Origin of the sequence: Brevibacterium senegalense, assembly GCF_000285835.1 — a bacterium.
Taxonomy (GTDB): domain Bacteria; phylum Actinomycetota; class Actinomycetes; order Actinomycetales; family Brevibacteriaceae; genus Brevibacterium; species Brevibacterium senegalense.
Map to the genome: position 1 here is coordinate 640,175 of NZ_HE978600.1, position 16,680 is coordinate 656,854.

Sequence of the window (16,680 nt, forward strand, 5' to 3'; positions counted from 1 at the left end):
AGTGACTGAGCGCGTCGATGTCGTAGTCATCGGGGGCGGACAAGCAGGGCTGGCGATCGGTTACTACCTTCGTCGTGCCGGCCTGTCGTTCGTGATCCTTGACGACCGCGAAAGGTCAGGGGGCGCATGGCAGAGCACCTGGCCATCGTTGCGCCTGTTCTCACCAGCACAGTACTCATCGCTACCGGGCCGTCCGATGCCCGCGTCGCCGCGCGCCAACCCCGACGCGTCTCATGTGATTGACTACCTCGCTGACTACGAGGAGCGCTACCGACTGCCCGTGCGGCGGCCGATCCAGGTCGACCACGTCGAGCATGGGCCCGAGGGGTTCCGCGTAGCTACGCACTACGAAGACTGGCTGGCACGCATCGTCGTGAACACGACGGGCACTTGGTCTCAACCGTTCTGGCCGTCCATGCCGGGGCAGTCAACGTTCCAGGGAGTCCAGGTGCACAGCGCCTGGTACCGCGGCCCAGAACAGTTCGAGAACTCTTCCGTGCTCGTCGTCGGTGGGGCGAATTCCGGCGCTCAGATCGCAGCGGACCTCGTTGGCAGCGCCGAGGTGACCTGGTGTCTACGCGGAGAGCCTCGCTACCTGCCCGATGACGTCGACGGGCGCGAATTGTTCCGAGTGGCAAGCCAGCAGGTGCGCGCGAGAGCAACAGGCCAGCCCGATCCCGGCGGGGTAAGCGATCTGGGCGACATCGTCGCTGTCCCACCTGTCAGGCGGGCACGTGATGCTGGGTTGCTGACCGCTCAACCGATGTTTGAGCACTTCAGTCCCGGCGGCGTGGTTTGGCCCAACGGAAGAACGCATTGCATTGAGGCCGTGGTGTGGTGCACCGGCTTCCGTCCAGCGTTGCGCCATCTACGCCGTCTCGACCTCCGGGAATCCGACGGAACAATCGATCTGAACGGGACCGCTTCCACACGTATCCCGGGCCTTTATCTCGTCGGCTACGGCGACTGGACCGGGCCAGGGTCAGCCACCCTCATCGGCGTCGGAGCAACAGCGAAAGCTACCGCCAATGACATCCGCTCCAAACTCGTCTGAGAAATTTCCTCAACCGATTGCCACAGCAACCTACCGGCTCTCATAACGCCTTCGACCTGGAGCGCGGGGGAACCTAGAGGCGGCCAGTCACCGCTGCAGTAGCTTGCTTCCGGCGGACCGAAGTTCACCAGTGGGAGAGACGTGGCGATACAGGGTCTGCCGCGTGACCCCGAGTTCCTTGCATAGGTCTCCGACGTGAGTGCCCGGCTGGCCCATTGAAGCCATCGCTAATCGGACTTTCGCCGGCGTCATCTTGAAGGGCCGGCCGCCCTTCCGCCCACGAGCACGAGCTGAGGTCAGCCCAGCCTTGGTGCGCTCGGAGATGAGCTCTCGTTCGAACTCCGCCAGCGCAGCGAAGATGCCGAACACCAATTTTCCGGAAGCGGTGGTGGTGTCGATGGCTGCTCCTTGTCCGGTGAGTACTTTAAGCCCGATGTCGCGGTCGGTGAGGTCGTGGACGATGTTGACCAGGTGGCGCAGGTCTCGGCCGAGCCTGTCGAGTTTCCACACGATCAGGGTGTCACCGGACCGGAGAGCTTTCAGGCAAGCCAAGAGCTCCGGACGGTCGTCCTTCTTACCGGAGGCTTTGTCTTCATAGAACTGTTCGGGGCCGACGCCGGCGGCGGTGAGTGCATCCCGTTGCAGATCCGTGGTTTGAGATCCGTCGGCTTTCGACACTCGGATGTATCCGACCAGCATCGCCAAACCTCCATCACTTATACGTTCGTTTACGTGACACACAGATCATATTTCCACTGATCACCGAAAGCTGTCACTTAACCCGTTAGTTATTCTACGTGTCGCAGACGGTGCAGAAGACCATTATTGTGACAAGTAGTCGAGGGGGATGCCGAGCTCTTCGAAATTGGTGCGGACTCGTTGAGTGTGCTCGTCGTCGGCGCGGCGGTAGAGCGTCATGAGATTGAACAGCTGACGTGCACTGTCCGGGTTCTGCCTGGCCTCCTCGACGGCAGCATCCACCGCGTCGCTGAACGCCTTCCAGGCTGCTCCGGGAGAATCTGCTGTTGTAGTCTGCTGTGGCTTGCCTGGGTCGATAGAGGCATCGGGTTCGGGGAGGAACAATGCGGCCTCGCGGCCGAGGCCGGTGAGATGACTGTTTTCGAGCAGGCGCATCGCGTTTGCTGCGGCTTCGAGGGTTCGTTGTTGTTTCTGCGGAGTCTGCGTTTCAAACGGCCGCCACATCGCTTGGCCGGCCCGGACTGGATATCCAGTGCGCTGCCACACCTCGCGTGTCAGCCGCTGCGCGGCGCCGCAGTCGCTCATGGTTGCGCCGAGTTCGTCGATCAGGGTGCGGAGCAGTCGGAACCAGGTGCCGGCGTGGATGCAGTGTCGTGGAAGGTTGACGGTTCCGGTTGTCAGTGCTTGCCACGTCCGGTCGTCCATTCGCCGGATCGCGGGTGCGGCTCTCTGTGGTTCGGGGGCGCTTGATGGGTCGCGCCAGGCGTAGTAGTAGCCGGGTGGGCCGTCGTGGTGTTCAAGCCAGCAGTGGTGGAAGGGACAGGAGAGCATCAGGGGCAGCGACCACGTCACGAGGTAGGGACGAGGCGGCGTGGAATCGCGCACGCAGTGTGGGCAGGCTCGGTAGTGCCGGACAGCAGGGGTCGGGACCCATGCTCGCCACGAGTCCACCGTCCGGCGACGCAGGTTCCTCTCGGGTAAGAGAACTGCCAATTGCCGGATGTAGGTGCTGAACGCATCGGAGCTGGGCTCGATGTCGTCCAGGAGCCATGGGGTGTACCCGCTGATGCTCATTAGGCGAATGTGATCGGTGCTCACTCCGGTCCGGATCGTCAGCTGCTCGATCAATCCCTCCGGTGGGGCCAGGTCGAGATCCGTATTGCGATCGAGGGAGTAGCCGATATCGAAGGTGAGATCATCGATGGTGGTCCCGTACTCGTCGGCGATCCGGTGCAGCCACAAGGTGAGGGCTTCGCCCGGAATCGGCCGCGGATGTACGGGCCAGCGAGAGATCACATCAGCTCGCGTTCAAACAGTCTTCGTCGCTCCGTTGGTCCGACGTAGTCGGCCATGGTCAACGTGCGGTGATTGATCATCTCAACACTGCTTTCGACGGCGGCAACGGCAGCCGCCGTCAGCAGGTGCGCAAGCTCGCCGATTGTTCCTTCACTGCGGGCCAGCAAGTACTGCGTCATATCTTCGGTATCGATGAGTGAGGGGCGCCGCAGTGGGAAGGCTGCCGCGAAGCTGGCCAAGAGCGATCGGGCGTCCTCGCCTGCCTCCCAGACCGGCAGGACGAAGGGCTCGAACCGATTCTCCAGCTGATCGTCGGAGCGTATCGCCAGATATGCCTCACGGGTGCCGACTCCGACGAGCGGGATCCGCAGCTCGTTACCGAGGAACCGCAAGAGGTTTAAGAACTCTCGCCGGACGTCACCACGCCCGGCCAGCACATTGTGCAGCTCATCGATCACCAGCATCTGCACACCGACGTCACGCAGCAGGGAGAGCGCGAGGCGCTCGAGCTCGATCACACGAGGTCGTGGCCGCAGTGGCGTGCCGAGGGCGGCGAGGATAGCGGTATAGAACCGCAAAGGCGACGGCTCCGAGGGCATCTGTACGCACAGCACTGGGATGTGTTCCCGATCCAACTCACTCGTGGGCAGGTGTTGACGGCGAAACCTCTCGATGATCATGGACTTGCCGTTATTCGTCGGCCCCACAAGCAGCAGGTTTGGCATCCGTTGCTTCCGCGGCCACCCGAGCAGCGTTTCCAACCGCCCGACAGCCTCGACGGCCTTCGGGTATCCGATCCAGCGGTCGGCTCGAATCCTGTGGACCCGCTCCGCGGCCGGCAGCCGCGCCGTCGACTGTGCAGATGGATGCAGATGCGACAGATCCGTTGGCGGGTCCTCGTCGACCGTCACCATTGCTCAATCTCCTCGAAGCGGGACGCAGGCCTGGTAACGCCAGCTTCCGGCACAGCCGCCGGCGGTGCCAGTGCCGACGAGGGAGACGCCTTCTTCGCGGTTGCTGCGTGGTTGCGGCGCTCGGCTTCGCGGCGGGACCGCTTGGTGGTCTTCTCGGCCGTCTCAGAAATGTGACGCATCTGTTCGATCATCCGAAACAGGGCGGCCTCATCCACCTGGGCAATTCCGCGTTCGCGCAACCGTGCCAATGCCTGTCGGTGCTCCCACACGCTGACAGCAGGATTCGACAACGTTCGATAGGGGACCTCGACGTACTCAACGCCCTCGGGGTCGAGCACCCAGATTCGACTGATATCGCGCGGGTCTCGTCGGATTATGAAGCGACCCAAGTCCTCACGGCGGCTGATCCACGGTTGCAGGACGTTGGCGAAATATCGCACGTGATCGATGACGAACCCGGTGCGGGTCAGCTTCCGGCGGACCACGGGCAGGAAGTCCACCGAGAACGCCGTCGGATTCGCCGTGACCACCGGAGCACCGGCCACAGCCACACCCTCAGCCCAGCGCCCAGCCGGAGTCTGGCCCAACGTGCTGTGTACGGTGCCGTGATACGTCGCCACAGCCAAGGTCAGCCACTTCTCCAGTTCAGACAGCGTCAGCGCAGACGTTCTCTCGGAGTCATACCGGCCCCGCTCGGCAGGATCCGAGAACGTCGTTCCCGGCAGCTGGTGGATCTCTCGCATTGCTGTGCCGATGACGCGTTCGACGATCCCACCGTAATGCGGCTGGCCCAGCGGCCGGTAGTCCAGTTCGATGCCGTGCTGCTCACAGCCGCGCGTGAGTGCCTCGCTCTTGAACTCGGCCGCGTTGTCGACGTACAGCGCCTTCGGTTTCCCACTCATTGGCCAGTCTGCTTCGACCCCGAGCCGTTCCAGCCAGGGCCGTTTATCGACGACCGCGTGAGCCAGGCATAACCCCACCGACACCGCCGAGGGCGGCTCCAGGGTCACGACCATGCCGATGATGCAGCGGCTGTCCACATCGATCGCTACTGTCAGATATGGTCGGCCGACCGGTTGACGTTCCCGCTCATCGACGACGATCAGATCAATGACGGTGTGATCGATCTGCACCTGCTCCAGAATGCCCTCGATCACTGGGACGTCATCACCGGCCGATTGCAGAGGCCGAACACTGTCAGGACCTTCTCGTCGCCGCCCGACTTCGACGGGGTTCATCCGTGCGATCCGCGTCTCGACCGTGTTCCGCGCAGGAGCAGGCAGCCCTTGCACAGCACAGACTCGGACGATCTCGCGATGCAACGAGGCGATACTTCGCTTCTGCCGCGTCAAATACCGCGTGCGCACCAACTCGCGAATGACCTGCTCCACCGGCTCCGACAGACGACTACCGCCCTTGCCACCATCAGACCGCCGACTCACAAGATCAGTCACCAGACCGGCCCCCTGACGGTACCGCTCCAGCAGCACGTACACCTGCCGACGAGAGATGCCCAGTTCGACGGCAGCTGCCTCCGCAGCAGCAACCCCGACACGATCCCGCTCGGCGAGTCTGCCGATCACGTCGGCCCGCAACTGAGCCTGCACCCACTCCGTATCCGACATCGTCAAATGTCCTGACGAAGGGACTCGGCCTGGCTCGTCGTCCATCCCTGCCTCCCCTTTGAGAACAGGACTACTGAGCAGAAACGACTTTAGTGCACATGAGTGCTGAACGGCCAGAGTTCAGGAGCCAGCTGCACAACCTCGAGAACTCGAGGCCGACTGTGCAGGCGACTTCTGAAAATGACACTCTCGATAAGTAGCGGTGGTGTCCGGTGAGGGTTCCCCTTACGGGCATGCGATCTGGGCTGACGCCTGTGACCGAGTGTTCAGTGCGCGCTGTATAGTTCAGTCCATGCTGACTATTGCTTCGCGTCTCGACGTGATGAACCGCCTGGGTCGTGCACTGGCCGACCCCACTCGATCCCGGATCATCTTGACCCTGCTCGACCATCCCGCTTACCCGGCGGAACTGGCCCGAGATCTGGACCTGACACGCCCGAACGTGTCCAACCACCTGGCATGCCTGCGCGATTGCGGGATCGTCGTCTCCGAGCCCGAGGGTCGTCGGACACGATATGAGATCGCCGATTCGCACCTGGCGCAGGCGCTGACGGCACTGGTCGATGCCACCCTGGCAGTGGACGAAGACGCCCCGTGCATCGATCCCGCCTGCTCGCTTCCCGGATGCGACGCAGCTGGGGAGGGCGCATGATCCTCACCTCGGTCTTGCAGGCGATGGGCCTGTTCGCAGCGACCAACATCGACGACATCATCGTGCTCTCCCTCTTCTTCGCGCGAGGGGCAGGCCAGCGCGGCACTACCGCCCGCATTCTGGCCGGCCAGTACCTCGGATTCGCCGGCATCCTCGGTGCCGCGGTCCTGGTGACCATCGGTGCCGGAGCATTCCTGCCCTCGGCAGCCATCCCGTACTTCGGTCTCATCCCTCTGGGCCTCGGCCTCTGGGCCGTATGGCAGGCCTGGCGCGGAGACGATGCCGACGATGACGACGAGGCCAAGGTTGCCGGCAAGAAGGTCGGCGTGTGGACAGTCGCAGGCGTCACCCTTGCCAACGGCGGCGACAACATCGGCGTCTACACCCCTGTCTTCCTCAGCGTGGAACCTCTCGCAGTAGTCGCCTACTGCATCGTCTTCCTCGCGCTCGTCGCGGTCCTGGTGGCCCTGGCAAAGTTCGTCGCCACCCGCCCCCCGATCGCCGAAGTGCTCGAACGCTGGGAGCACATCCTCTTCCCCATCGTTCTCATCGGCCTCGGCATCGTGATCCTCGTCAGCGGCGGAGCCTTCGGACTCTGACGTAGCGGCAGCGATCCAAACGGCCCCGACCGGGCGCACCCCTCTCGGTTCAGACCGCGACACCTACCTGCAGCCAGTCCTGCGTGATCGCGGCAACAAGACCGCCACGGAGCGCTGCAAAAACCCCGCCACCAAGCGAACGAAGCCACAATCACACCTCCTCTGACAGCATGCTCACGGTCCGCCGCGCGAGTGTCCAGACGGTATACCCCATTTGACGCTCCGTCTCGCATGGAACCACTGATCTGCGGGGCCCTTTTCCTCGCGGTTCAGCGCCTACTGTATATTCAGCGAATGCTGACTATTACTTCTCGCCTGGATGTGATGAACCGGTTGGGTCGTGCGATGGCGGATCCGACGCGGTCGCGGATTCTGCTGTCGCTGCTGGACTCACCCGACTACCCGGCGGTGCTGGCTCGGGATCTCGGGTTGACGCGGACGAATGTGTCGAACCATCTGGCGTGCCTGCGGGGGTGCGGGATCGTGGTCTCCGAGCCGGAGGGCCGTCAGACCCGGTATGAGATCGCGGACCCGCACCTGGCGGCGGCGCTGACGGCGCTGGTGGATGTGACTTTGGCGGTCGATGAGAACGCGCCCTGCATCGATCCGGCGTGCACGGTTCCCGGCTGCTGCGACGCGCAGGGGTCCGTCTCGGAGGACGCCTCGTGAGCGCCGCATGCGGCTGCGATGAGCCGGTCACCGCACCGGGTGACGAGGCTGAGGAGGTGGAGCGTCCGTGGTGGCGTGACCCGGCCCTGCTGCTCCCGATCTTTTCCGGAGTCGCCTTCATCACGGGCCTGATCCTGGAGTGGTCGGGTCTGGAGACGGCGGCCTTGGTGGTGTTCTGGGTAGGCCTGCTGCTGGGGGCGTACACGTTCGTGCCCGGCGCGATCCGGAACCTGGTCACCAAGCGCAAGCTTGGGATCGGCCTGCTGATGACGATCAGCGCCATCGGCGCGGTGATCCTCGGCTATGTCGAGGAGGCAGCGGCGCTGGCGTTCTTGTACTCGATCGCGGAGGCGTTGGAGGACAAGGCGATGGATCGGGCCCGTGGCGGTCTGCGGGCGCTGCTGAAGCTCGTGCCTGAAACCGCGACCGTCCTCCGCGGCGGCAACCCGGTTGAGGTGCCGGCCCGGGAGATCATGGTCGGGCAGGTGCTGGTGGTCGGGCCCGGGGAGCGGGTCGCCACCGACGGCATCGTCCGGGCGGGGCGGTCGAGCGTGGACACCTCTGCGATCACGGGCGAATCGATCCCCGTCGAGGTCGAGTCCGGTGATGAGGTTTCGGCCGGGGCGATCAACATCGCCGGCGTGCTGGAGGTCGAGACGACCGCCGCGGGCACGGACAACTCGCTGACCACGATCGTCGAGCTGGTCGAGCAGGCCCAGGCCGAGAAGGGCGACCGGGCGCGCATCGCCGACCGGATCGCTCGCCCGCTGGTGCCCGGGGTCATGATCCTGGCCGTCCTCGTCGGCGTGATCGGGTCGCTGCTGGGTGACCCGCAGCTGTGGATCACCCGGGCCCTGGTGGTGCTGGTCGCGGCCAGCCCGTGTGCGTTGGCGATCGCGGTGCCGGTCACGGTGGTCTCGGCGATCGGCGCGGCGAGCAAGTTCGGCGTCATCATCAAGAGCGGTGCCGCGTTCGAACGCCTCGGCGGGATCCGGCATCTGGCCGTGGACAAGACCGGCACCCTGACCCGGAACCAGCCGACCGTGACCACGGTGATCCCGGCCGGCGGCAGGAACGCGGACCAGGTTCTGGCCTACGCCGCCGCCGTCGAGCAGCACAGCACCCACCCCCTCGCGGCGGCCATCACCAATGCCGCGGCCGGGGCACCGGTGGCCCAGGACGTGTCCGAGGAGGCCGGGCACGGCATCTCCGGGACCGTTGAGGGGCAGCGGGTGGCGGTGGGCAGCCCCCGCTGGATCGACCCCGGATCGCTCCAGGCTCGGGTCGCGGCCCTGGAGGCCGAGGGGCAGACCTGCGTGCTGGTCACCGTCGACGGCACCGTCGCCGGTGCCATCGCGGTTCGCGACGAGCTGCGCCCCGAGGTGCCCGAGGTCATCCGCACCCTCAACCGTCAGGGCGTTGAGGTCAGCATGCTCACCGGCGACAACGCCCGCACCGCAACCGCACTGGCACAGATCGCCGGGATCACCGACGTGCACGCCGAGCTGCGCCCGGAGGACAAGGCGCACATCGTCGCGGAATCGGCCCAGCACCGACCGACGGCGATGATCGGCGATGGCATCAACGACGCCCCCGCCCTCGCGGGGGCGACGGTGGGGATCGCGATGGGCGCGACCGGGTCCGATGCGGCGATCGAGTCCGCCGACGTCGCCTTCACCGGCCACGACCTGAGCCTGATCCCACCGGCGTTGCGCCACGCACGGCGCGGTCGGACGATCATCAATCAGAACATCGCACTGTCGTTGGCGATCATCATCGTGCTGCTGCCGCTGGCGATCACCGGCGTGCTCGGGCTGGCCGCGGTCGTGCTGGTCCACGAGGTCGCCGAGGTGATCGTGATCGCCAACGGACTCCGCGCCGCCCGCACCCGCCGCGTCCTCGCACGACAGCCACAACGGATCACCACAGACGCGGTGAAGCAGCCGGCCGGAGCGCAGTAACCAAGCAGCCCGCCCGTCGATGGGAGTCAGCAGCCTAGCTGCTGTGCCTGACGTCGGCGGGCGGCCTGCACCAGGCCCAGTTGAGGGAGGAGTGCACGTGGTCGTAGCGGCAGCTTCGCCCTTCGCGGGTTTCGGAGTCGCCGGAGCGGATTCCACCTTCGACTCCTTCTCGCCTCGTGTGTGGAGGCCCCGGTGCGGGGAAGATCAGGATTCCGGATATCATCGGCGCGTGACGATTATCAGTGAGGCGCGGTCGGACCGTGCCGGGGGGCTTGCTCCCGTTGCGGCGGTGTTCCATTCGCTCAGCGACCCGACGCGGTTGACCATCGTCAAGCGGCTGGCGGTGGAGGAGGCGCGCGTGTGCGATCTGGTGAGCGAGCTGGGGCTGGCCCAATCGACGGTGTCTGCACACATGGCGTGCTTGCGCGACTGCGGTCTGGTTGCCGGCAGGGCGCAGGGGCGCAGCGTGCACTATTCGCTGAGCCGGCCCGAGGTGCTCGAGCTGCTCGCTCAGGCCGAGGCGCTGCTGGCTGTCACTGGCAAGTCGGACAGCGTGTGCTGCAACTACGTGCGCGACGCCGAGCAGCAGTCCCTTGCGGGAGGCTGCGATGCGTGACGTTCGTTGTCCCGAGACTTGGGAACCCGTCCCATCGGCGTGAAGCCCTCAACAGTCGAGCTGCCCCATCGTCAGGAGTTTGAAGAAGAGTGTTGTCCCCGCATGTGTCACGCCGGTCGTTGATCCGCCGGTCCGGTGCTCTCACGGCCATCATCGCTCTCGGGCTGACCGGGTGCGGTGGCGCCGATGATGAGCTGGCCGAGCAGGCCGGCAGCGAGCAGGGCTATGTTGCCGGATCTGATGTCATCACCCAGCTTGCCGTGGGCGAGCGGGGCGAACCGATCGAGCTGGCCGCCGAATACACCGACGGCACGTCCTTCGACATCGCCGACTGGCGCGGTGCCCCAGTGGCGCTCAACCTCTGGTACGCAGCCTGTTCCCCGTGCCGCAAGGAGGCTCCCGCCCTGCAGGCCAACTACGAGCGGTACCAGGACGACGGCGTGCGGTTCCTGGGCATCAACGTCCGCGATCAGGCCCCGGCCGCCGAGGCGTTCGCGAACACCTTCGGCCTGACGTTTCCGTCCATGCTGGATCAGGACGGCATCGGTGTGGCAGCACTGAGCACCGTGCTGCCGCCGCAGGCGGTACCCTCCACGGTCGTCCTCGATGCCCAGGGGCGGCCGGCGGCCCGGGTGGTCGGGGCGGTCGATGAGTCCACTCTCAAAGCGTTGATCGCTGACGTGCTGAACGAGTCGGCATGACACTAGCGGCTCCCATCGGCGAGGTGTTCTCGCAGACCGTGCTGACCGGACCGATGCTGCTGGCGATCCCGGTGGCCGTCCTGGCCGGGGCGGTGTCCTTCCTGTCCCCCTGCGTTCTGCCGCTGGTTCCCGGTTACGTCGGCTACGTCACCGGGCTGGGTGCCACCGCGCTGACCGACCGGAAGACCAGCCGGGTCGTCATCGGGGTCTCGCTGTTCATGTCCGGCTTCGCCGTCGTTTTCGTCGCCATGGGCCTGGCGTTCAGCGTGGCCGGTGTGCTGCTCAGCCAGTGGGCCGACACCCTCAACCGGGTGATGGGGATCGTCGTCATCATCGCCGGCGTCGTGTTCATGGGCGGGATTGGCATGTTCCAGCGCAGCGCCCAGATCAACAAGCGCCCACCGGCCGGCCTCTGGGGCGCACCCGCGCTCGGTGCCACCTTCGCGCTCAGCTGGGCCCCATGCATGGGGCCGACACTGGCAGCGGTTCTGGCACTGTCGACCAGTTTCGGTGCTACCGGCGCCGACGGCATCTGGCGTGGTGCCGCGCTGACGCTGATGTACTGCCTCGGGCTGGGGGTGCCGTTCATCGTCGTGGCCGTGCTCATCGTCAAGGGCACCGGCCGGCTGCAATGGGTCCGGGACCATCAGATCCTGATCAGCCGGATCGGCGGGGGCATGCTGATCCTCATCGGGCTGTTGCTGGTCACCGGTGCCTGGACCCACTGGGTCAACAGCCTGCAGGGCATGATCGGCGGTTTCGAGACCATCATATGATGCCCCCTGCCCTGCCACCCCAAGTTTTCCCATCGTTGAGTCCATGCCGCCCTCAGCCGCACGGCTGGTACCCTAACCACGTTCTCTACAGGGGGTAGAAAGTGTTTCGAAACAATGCTGTGTCGCCTGTCAACCGCATCGTAGGTGTGCTGGCAGTCCTGGTGGCGGTTTTCTTGCTTCCGGTCGTCCCGGCGGCGGCACATGACGCCGTGACCGGGACGAATCCCGAGGACGGGCAGAGCCTGGATGCCGTCCCCGAGGCCATCGAGGTTTCGTTCACCGCCACTCCTCTGGCGATGGGGTCGGAGATCCAGATCAAGGACGCGGCCGGGATGAACTGGGCCGAGGGAGGCGTCGAGATCGACGGCAACATGGCCGTCCAGCCGGTCAATCCCGCCGCACCCGCCGGCGAGTACACGGTGACCTGGCGGGTCGTGTCCTCGGACTCCCATCCGATCGACGGCTCGTTCTCCTTCACCGCGACCGAAGGCGCAGGTGCTTCCTCCTCCCCCAACCCGGAACCGGCAGGGGCCGAGTCCTCCCAGCCGGAGCAGGCAGCGCCCGAGTCTGCCACGCCGGAGCAGCCGCAGACGGACGCTGCGCAGGCAGCGACTGGTGAAGGAGACGCGGGGGTTCCACTCAGTTTCATGATTGTCCTGGCCCTCCTCGTCATTGCACTGAGTGTCGTCGTCGCCGTGGTGGTCCGCCGCCGGCGGCTGGAAAGCGACGAGACATGACCGGTGCCCCCGGACTCCGAATGTGCTCCGATGGGTAGTGCCCCGACCGAGACTCCGGCCGGGACCGGGCGCTGGCGCTCCGCGGTCTGGCTCGTGGCTGCCTTTGCGGTCGCGGTCGCCGCTGTCGTGGTAAGCGCGGCGTTCTCCGGGGCGGCGGCAGAACGCGTAGCGTTGGATCCCGGCGCGTTCGTGCGCTGGGCACTGCCGATCGCGCTGACCGTGCACCACCTGGCGCTGGCCGTGGTCGTGGGCTGCCTGATCTTCGCGGCAACGATCCTGCCCCCCGGAGACAACGAGTCGGCACCCGGGCCTTCGAGCCCCCACCCGGCATTCGCCCGCGTGCGGGCAGTCGCCGCCGGCGTGTCCCTCGTCTGGGTGGGATCAGCGGTGGTCGTGCTGGTGCTGACGTATGCCAATCTCGCCGGCCAACCAGTGTCGGACAATGCCGAGTTCGCCAGCCAGCTGGCCTACTTCCTCACCGATCTGCTCGTCGGCCAGGCCTGGGGTGCGATCATCCTCATCGCCTTCCTCGTGTGCAACCTGACCTTCCTCGTCCGCTCCACCACCGGCCTAGCTGCCACGGCCCTGCTCGCCCTGGCCACCATCATCCCGATCTCGCTGATCGGGCACGCCGCCGGCAGCGACGACCACTTCGCCGGCGTCGGCGCCCTGGCCGTGCACTGGATCGGGGTGCTGGTATGGGTCGGCGGCGTGGCAGCCCTGGCCGTCGTGGCACCGATCTTCGCCTCCAAGCGTGGTGCCCATCAGGCGAAAACGGTGCTCTCCCGCTTCTCGGCGCTGGCCGGTGTGGCGTTCTTCCTCGTCCTGACCTCCGGCGTGCTCAACTCCGTGCTCCGCCTCGGCGGGTGGGAGGGGCTGCTGAGCCGGTACGGTCAGCTGATCCTCATCAAGCTCGCCGCAACCCTGCTGCTCGGCGCCATCGGCCTGGCCCATCGCAGCTGGGCCATCGCCCAGGTCGGGCGCAAGCCCGGCGGGCAGACAGCATGGCGCCTAGTCATCGCCGAAGTGCTCATCATGGCCGGAATCATCGGGGTCACCGGAGCCCTCGGCCGGACCGCTCCGCCGGTCCCGCGGGAACCGGAACCGGCGATCACCCCGGCCGAGATCCTCACCGGCTATCTTTTGCCGCCGGACCTGACCTGGTTCCGGTGGTTCACCGAGTGGCGGTGGGACTGGCTCTGGGTGGCGTTCGCCGTCACCGCTGCCGTCGTCTATTTCCGCGGGGTGCGCAAGGCTCGCGCTGCCGGCCACCGGTGGGCGTGGCAGTCCACCGCAAGCTGGCTGGCCGGACTGCTCGTCCTCGTCTATGTGACCTGCGCGGCCCCGACGATCTACGGCATGGTGCTCATCAGCGTGCACACCGTCATGCTGTTGGCCATCACGGTGATCATCCCGCTGCTCCTGGCCCTCGGTGCTCCCCTGGACCTGCTGGCCCTGACCGTGCAGCGGCGCACCGACGGCAGCCGGGGACCCCACGAATGGCTCCACGCCGCGGCTGCTGGCCCAGCCGTGAGGAGCCCGCTGCTCAGCGGTGCGGTGGTGGCCGTCTCGCTCGGTCTGCTCTACTACACCCCGCTGCTGCGCCTGGCCCTGGATTTCTGGATCGCCCACCAGATGGCCAACCTGTACTTCCTGCTCATCGGGTTCTGGTTCATGACCACGGTGACCCGCCCCCGAACCGCGGCACGAACACTGTCCCGGCGGACCGTTGCCGTGGCCGGGCTGGCCGGGGTGCTCCTGCTCTGGGCGACCGTGCTCGCGTTCGGTGTCACCCCCGTCCTTGAGGTGGACTGGTTCGGCAACCTCGCCCGCACCTGGGGGCCATCCATCGCCGCCGACCAGCAACATGCGGGCACCTCGGTGCTGCTGGCCGGAGTGACCCCGCTCGTGATTCTGCTCACCACGCTCCTCCTGCACCGACCACGCCCGACGCCCGCCGGCACTGCGGGTGCCTTCCAACCCTCCTCCACTGCCTCCCGCCGACCGGACAGAACGGATCATCCATGAACCCCGCCAACCGAAGCGTTCTCGTGAAGAGCAAGTCCCTTGTCTGGATCCTGATGGCAGCCGCCGTGATCGCAGCCATCGTCGTGGTCGTCATCGTGCGCGGCAACGCTCCTGACACGACCACTGAGTCCGCGACGTCAGCAGAGACGGCGGAGACCGGGCAGCTCGTCCGCGAGAACAGCCGCGTCCTGTCGCAGGCGCCGAACGAGAAGGCGGTACTGGTAGAGTTCCTGGACTTCGAATGCGAGTCCTGCCGGGCCGCCTATCCCCTCGTCGAGGAGCTGCGCACGGAGTACGCAGACTCCGTGACCTTCGTCCACCGCTACTTCCCGCTGCCCGGACACCGCAACGCGATGAACGCGGCCCTGGCCGTGGAGGCCGCCGCCCAGCAAGGCGCCTACGAGCCGATGTACCAGCAGATGTTCGAGACCCAGCCCGAATGGGGCGAATCCGCCGACGACAAGAGCCCAGTCTTCCGCTCCTTCGCCGAAGACCTCGGCCTGGACATGGCCGCCTACGACCAGGCAGTCGCAGACCCGGCCACCCAGGACCGAGTCGAGCTCGATCTCGCCGACGGCATCGCCCTGAACGTCAGCGGCACCCCGACCTTCTTCCTCGACGGGCAACTCCTCACTCTCGACAGCCTCGAAGAGTTCGAAGCCGCGGTAGCTGATGCGGCAGCCGACTGATCACATGGCAGAATCACCCGCCGCCCTCCGCTCCCCGACTCAGCTCGCTGTGCCCGTGTTCGCCCGACAGGTCCCGTTCGCCGTCGTGCTGCTGGTCACCGGGGTGAGCGGCTGGGGCGCCTCGGCGATCCTCGTGTCCGAACGGCTGGCCCTGTATGAGAACCCGGAACACGTCACCAGCTGCGACATCAATCCGTGGGTCTCCTGCGGCAAGGTCATGGGCAGCTGGCAATCCGAACTGTTCGGCTTCCCCAACCCGCTCATCGGGATCGTCGCCTTCGCCGTCGTGATCACCACCGGAATGGCCATCCTCGCCGGCGCGCAGCTGGCGCGCTGGTACTGGATCGGCCTGCAGGTCGGAGTGAGCCTGGGCACCGTCTTCGTCATCTGGCTGTGGTCCCAAGCCCTGTTCGACCTCTACCTCCTGTGCCTGTACTGCATGATCGTGTGGGCCGCAATGATTCCCCTCTTCCTCCTCCTGACGATCCGCAATCTCGTCCACGGAATCATCCCCGCACCCGCCGGGCTGGTCCGCTTCACCGCAGACTGGGCGGGGACGCTCGTCGCCCTCACCTACCTCGCGGTTGCGGCCTCCGTCTTCATCCGCTTCTTCCCCGCTCTCACCTCCCCCCTCTGAGACAACCCGCGTGGTAGCTGTCGCCTGCGCAACTCCGTGTAACACTTCTCACCCTTATCCCGTTCGTTATCGTTTCGTCATCTCTTCGTGCGTCAGTACACTCGGAGATAACGAAATGGTCACGTCTGCATTAAGGGTTACTCGTAATGGGTAAGCACTCGGATCCGAAGCCGTCCTGGAGCGCGCATGCGCGCTCCCTGCTCCGGGACGTCGCTGCGGGCGGCCGCAATCGCGCCGGGCGCCATGGTCAGGAGCCGAGTACCGCCACCGGGGTGCTCAAATCGGTTAGGCGCCGCCCGATGGTCGCCGCCATCGCACTGCCGGCAGCTGCCACGACCGCGATCGTGGCCTCCTCGTTCGCCTTTCGCCCCCGCGGACACCGCCGGCGTCGTCAAGGCCGAGGACCAGGCAGCCACCGCCAGCGCGGAGCCCGGCGCCCAAGACGTTCCCACGCAGGATGCCGAGGAACTTGAGAAGGAGCGGCATGCGGCCGCCGAGGAGTACCGGAAGTCCCTTGAGGACGACCCGAAGTACAACCAGAAGTCTGAGGTGAAGGCCGCACTGCCGGCGCCTGAGTCTTCGAAGGAGGGCTCGTCGGAGACTTCCGGCGGGGAGGCCTCGGACCGAGGTTCGAAGTCCTCGCGCTCCGACAGCCGCGAATCCTCGGGCCTCTCCGATGAGCCCTGCTCGGTGTCCAGCGGAATTGAACCCCAGCTCACGGCGAACGCCAAGAAGGGCTACCGGGCGGTCTGCGCCGAGTTCCCCGAGGTGAAGACGTTCGGCGGACCGCGCAATGATCCGGGATCTGACCACCACACCGGGCAGGCCCTCGACATCATGATCTCGGGCTCGACGGGAGACCGGATCACGGACTTCGGGATCAAGCATGCATCCGAGCTCGGAGTGAAGTACGTGATCTACGAGCAGAAGCTCTACGCCCCTTACACCGGTTGGGAGGGACGGGCCATGGAGGACCGCGGCTCGGCCACCGCCAACCACATGGACCACGTCCACATTGAATCGCCCC

General features: G+C 66.0%; 17 protein-coding genes. 13 read left to right on the plus strand and 4 right to left on the minus strand.

The genetic code is table 11. The features are described from left to right. Position 1: 1 nt before the first annotated feature. A complete protein-coding gene (locus HGBR_RS19275; RefSeq protein WP_083882698.1) occupies positions 2-1,054 on the plus strand; it encodes an ArsO family NAD(P)H-dependent flavin-containing monooxygenase in 1,053 nt (350 codons plus the stop codon). Between the two features lie 87 nt (positions 1,055-1,141). On the opposite strand, the gene HGBR_RS03045 is transcribed toward HGBR_RS19275, so the two are convergent. The 4 genes from HGBR_RS03045 to HGBR_RS03060 form a co-directional block, all read right to left on the minus strand. Continuing rightward, the gene (locus HGBR_RS03045; protein WP_019157853.1) at positions 1,142-1,753 is read right to left on the minus strand and encodes a recombinase family protein; all 612 of its coding nucleotides are present in this window, start codon (positions 1,751-1,753) and stop codon (positions 1,142-1,144) included. Between the two features lie 123 nt (positions 1,754-1,876). Beyond that, positions 1,877-3,049, minus strand: a complete 1,173-nt coding sequence (locus HGBR_RS16170; protein ID WP_019157854.1) for a TniQ family protein — start codon at positions 3,047-3,049, stop codon at positions 1,877-1,879. Beyond that, the gene (locus HGBR_RS03055; RefSeq protein ID WP_019157855.1) at positions 3,046-3,963 is read right to left on the minus strand and encodes a TniB family NTP-binding protein; all 918 of its coding nucleotides are present in this window, start codon (positions 3,961-3,963) and stop codon (positions 3,046-3,048) included. Before HGBR_RS03055 ends, HGBR_RS16170 begins: the two co-directional genes overlap by 4 nt. Next, on the minus strand, positions 3,957-5,588 hold the full coding sequence (locus tag HGBR_RS03060) for a Mu transposase C-terminal domain-containing protein (RefSeq protein WP_245533244.1): 1,632 nt from the start codon (positions 5,586-5,588) through the stop codon (positions 3,957-3,959). The genes HGBR_RS03055 and HGBR_RS03060 overlap by 7 nt, the downstream gene beginning before the upstream one ends. Positions 5,589-5,880: 292 nt before the next feature. Here HGBR_RS03060 and cmtR (HGBR_RS03065) point away from each other — a divergent pair, with 292 nt between their 5' ends. The 12 genes from cmtR (HGBR_RS03065) to HGBR_RS19285 all read left to right on the plus strand — a co-directional run. After that, positions 5,881-6,240, plus strand: a complete 360-nt coding sequence (cmtR, locus tag HGBR_RS03065) for a Cd(II)/Pb(II)-sensing metalloregulatory transcriptional regulator CmtR (protein ID WP_006590980.1) — start codon at positions 5,881-5,883, stop codon at positions 6,238-6,240. Next, positions 6,237-6,839, plus strand: a complete 603-nt coding sequence (locus HGBR_RS03070; RefSeq protein WP_019157857.1) for a cadmium resistance transporter — start codon at positions 6,237-6,239, stop codon at positions 6,837-6,839. The genes cmtR (HGBR_RS03065) and HGBR_RS03070 overlap by 4 nt, the downstream gene beginning before the upstream one ends. 294 nt (positions 6,840-7,133) lie before the next feature. Continuing rightward, entirely contained in the window at positions 7,134-7,508 is a 375-nt protein-coding gene (cmtR, locus tag HGBR_RS03075; RefSeq protein WP_026077286.1) for a Cd(II)/Pb(II)-sensing metalloregulatory transcriptional regulator CmtR, read from the plus strand. Beyond that, positions 7,505-9,469: a heavy metal translocating P-type ATPase gene (locus tag HGBR_RS16175; protein ID WP_019157859.1), complete on the plus strand. Its 1,965-nt coding sequence runs from the start codon at positions 7,505-7,507 to the stop codon at positions 9,467-9,469. The genes cmtR (HGBR_RS03075) and HGBR_RS16175 overlap by 4 nt, the downstream gene beginning before the upstream one ends. 229 nt (positions 9,470-9,698) lie before the next feature. Beyond that, positions 9,699-10,085 (plus strand): ArsR/SmtB family transcription factor, encoded by a 387-nt coding sequence (locus HGBR_RS20665; RefSeq protein ID WP_019157860.1) that lies wholly within the window; start codon positions 9,699-9,701, stop codon positions 10,083-10,085. Positions 10,086-10,174: 89 nt separating this feature from the next. After that, positions 10,175-10,786, plus strand: a complete 612-nt coding sequence (locus tag HGBR_RS03090) for a TlpA family protein disulfide reductase (protein ID WP_245533245.1) — start codon at positions 10,175-10,177, stop codon at positions 10,784-10,786. Further along, a complete protein-coding gene (locus tag HGBR_RS03095; protein ID WP_019157862.1) occupies positions 10,783-11,562 on the plus strand; it encodes a cytochrome c biogenesis CcdA family protein in 780 nt (259 codons plus the stop codon). The genes HGBR_RS03090 and HGBR_RS03095 overlap by 4 nt, the downstream gene beginning before the upstream one ends. A gap of 209 nt (positions 11,563-11,771) precedes the next feature. Then, positions 11,772-12,299 carry a copper resistance CopC family protein gene (locus HGBR_RS03100; protein ID WP_019157863.1) on the plus strand — a complete coding sequence of 176 codons (528 nt, stop codon included), beginning with the start codon at positions 11,772-11,774 and terminating at the stop codon, positions 12,297-12,299. A gap of 93 nt (positions 12,300-12,392) precedes the next feature. Beyond that, the gene (locus tag HGBR_RS16185; protein ID WP_245533246.1) at positions 12,393-14,327 is read left to right on the plus strand and encodes a bifunctional copper resistance protein CopD/cytochrome c oxidase assembly protein; all 1,935 of its coding nucleotides are present in this window, start codon (positions 12,393-12,395) and stop codon (positions 14,325-14,327) included. After that, on the plus strand, positions 14,324-15,016 hold the full coding sequence (locus HGBR_RS03110; protein WP_019157865.1) for a DsbA family protein: 693 nt from the start codon (positions 14,324-14,326) through the stop codon (positions 15,014-15,016). The genes HGBR_RS16185 and HGBR_RS03110 overlap by 4 nt, the downstream gene beginning before the upstream one ends. Before the next feature lie 4 nt (positions 15,017-15,020). Then, on the plus strand, positions 15,021-15,653 hold the full coding sequence (locus tag HGBR_RS03115; RefSeq protein WP_019157866.1) for a vitamin K epoxide reductase family protein: 633 nt from the start codon (positions 15,021-15,023) through the stop codon (positions 15,651-15,653). Between the two features lie 186 nt (positions 15,654-15,839). Beyond that, a partial coding sequence (locus HGBR_RS19285) for a VldE C-terminal domain-containing protein (protein ID WP_175577349.1) occupies positions 15,840-16,680 on the plus strand: 841 nt, incomplete at its 3' end.

What these genes read in the sequence shown, in the direction of transcription:
- HGBR_RS03045 (WP_019157853.1), bottom strand. Translation starts at nt 1,753, where the DNA reads ATGCTGGTCGGATACATCCGAGTGTCGAAAGCCGACGGATCTCAAACC.
- HGBR_RS03055 (WP_019157855.1), bottom strand. Translation starts at nt 3,963, where the DNA reads ATGGTGACGGTCGACGAGGACCCGCCAACGGATCTGTCGCATCTGCAT.
- HGBR_RS03060 (WP_245533244.1), bottom strand. Translation starts at nt 5,588, where the DNA reads ATGTCGGATACGGAGTGGGTGCAGGCTCAGTTGCGGGCCGACGTGATC.
- cmtR (WP_006590980.1), top strand. Translation starts at nt 5,881, where the DNA reads ATGCTGACTATTGCTTCGCGTCTCGACGTGATGAACCGCCTGGGTCGT.
- HGBR_RS03070 (WP_019157857.1), top strand. Translation starts at nt 6,237, where the DNA reads ATGATCCTCACCTCGGTCTTGCAGGCGATGGGCCTGTTCGCAGCGACC.
- cmtR (WP_026077286.1), top strand. Translation starts at nt 7,134, where the DNA reads ATGCTGACTATTACTTCTCGCCTGGATGTGATGAACCGGTTGGGTCGT.
- HGBR_RS03095 (WP_019157862.1), top strand. Translation starts at nt 10,783, where the DNA reads ATGACACTAGCGGCTCCCATCGGCGAGGTGTTCTCGCAGACCGTGCTG.
- HGBR_RS03110 (WP_019157865.1), top strand. Translation starts at nt 14,324, where the DNA reads ATGAACCCCGCCAACCGAAGCGTTCTCGTGAAGAGCAAGTCCCTTGTC.
- HGBR_RS03115 (WP_019157866.1), top strand. Translation starts at nt 15,021, where the DNA reads ATGGCAGAATCACCCGCCGCCCTCCGCTCCCCGACTCAGCTCGCTGTG.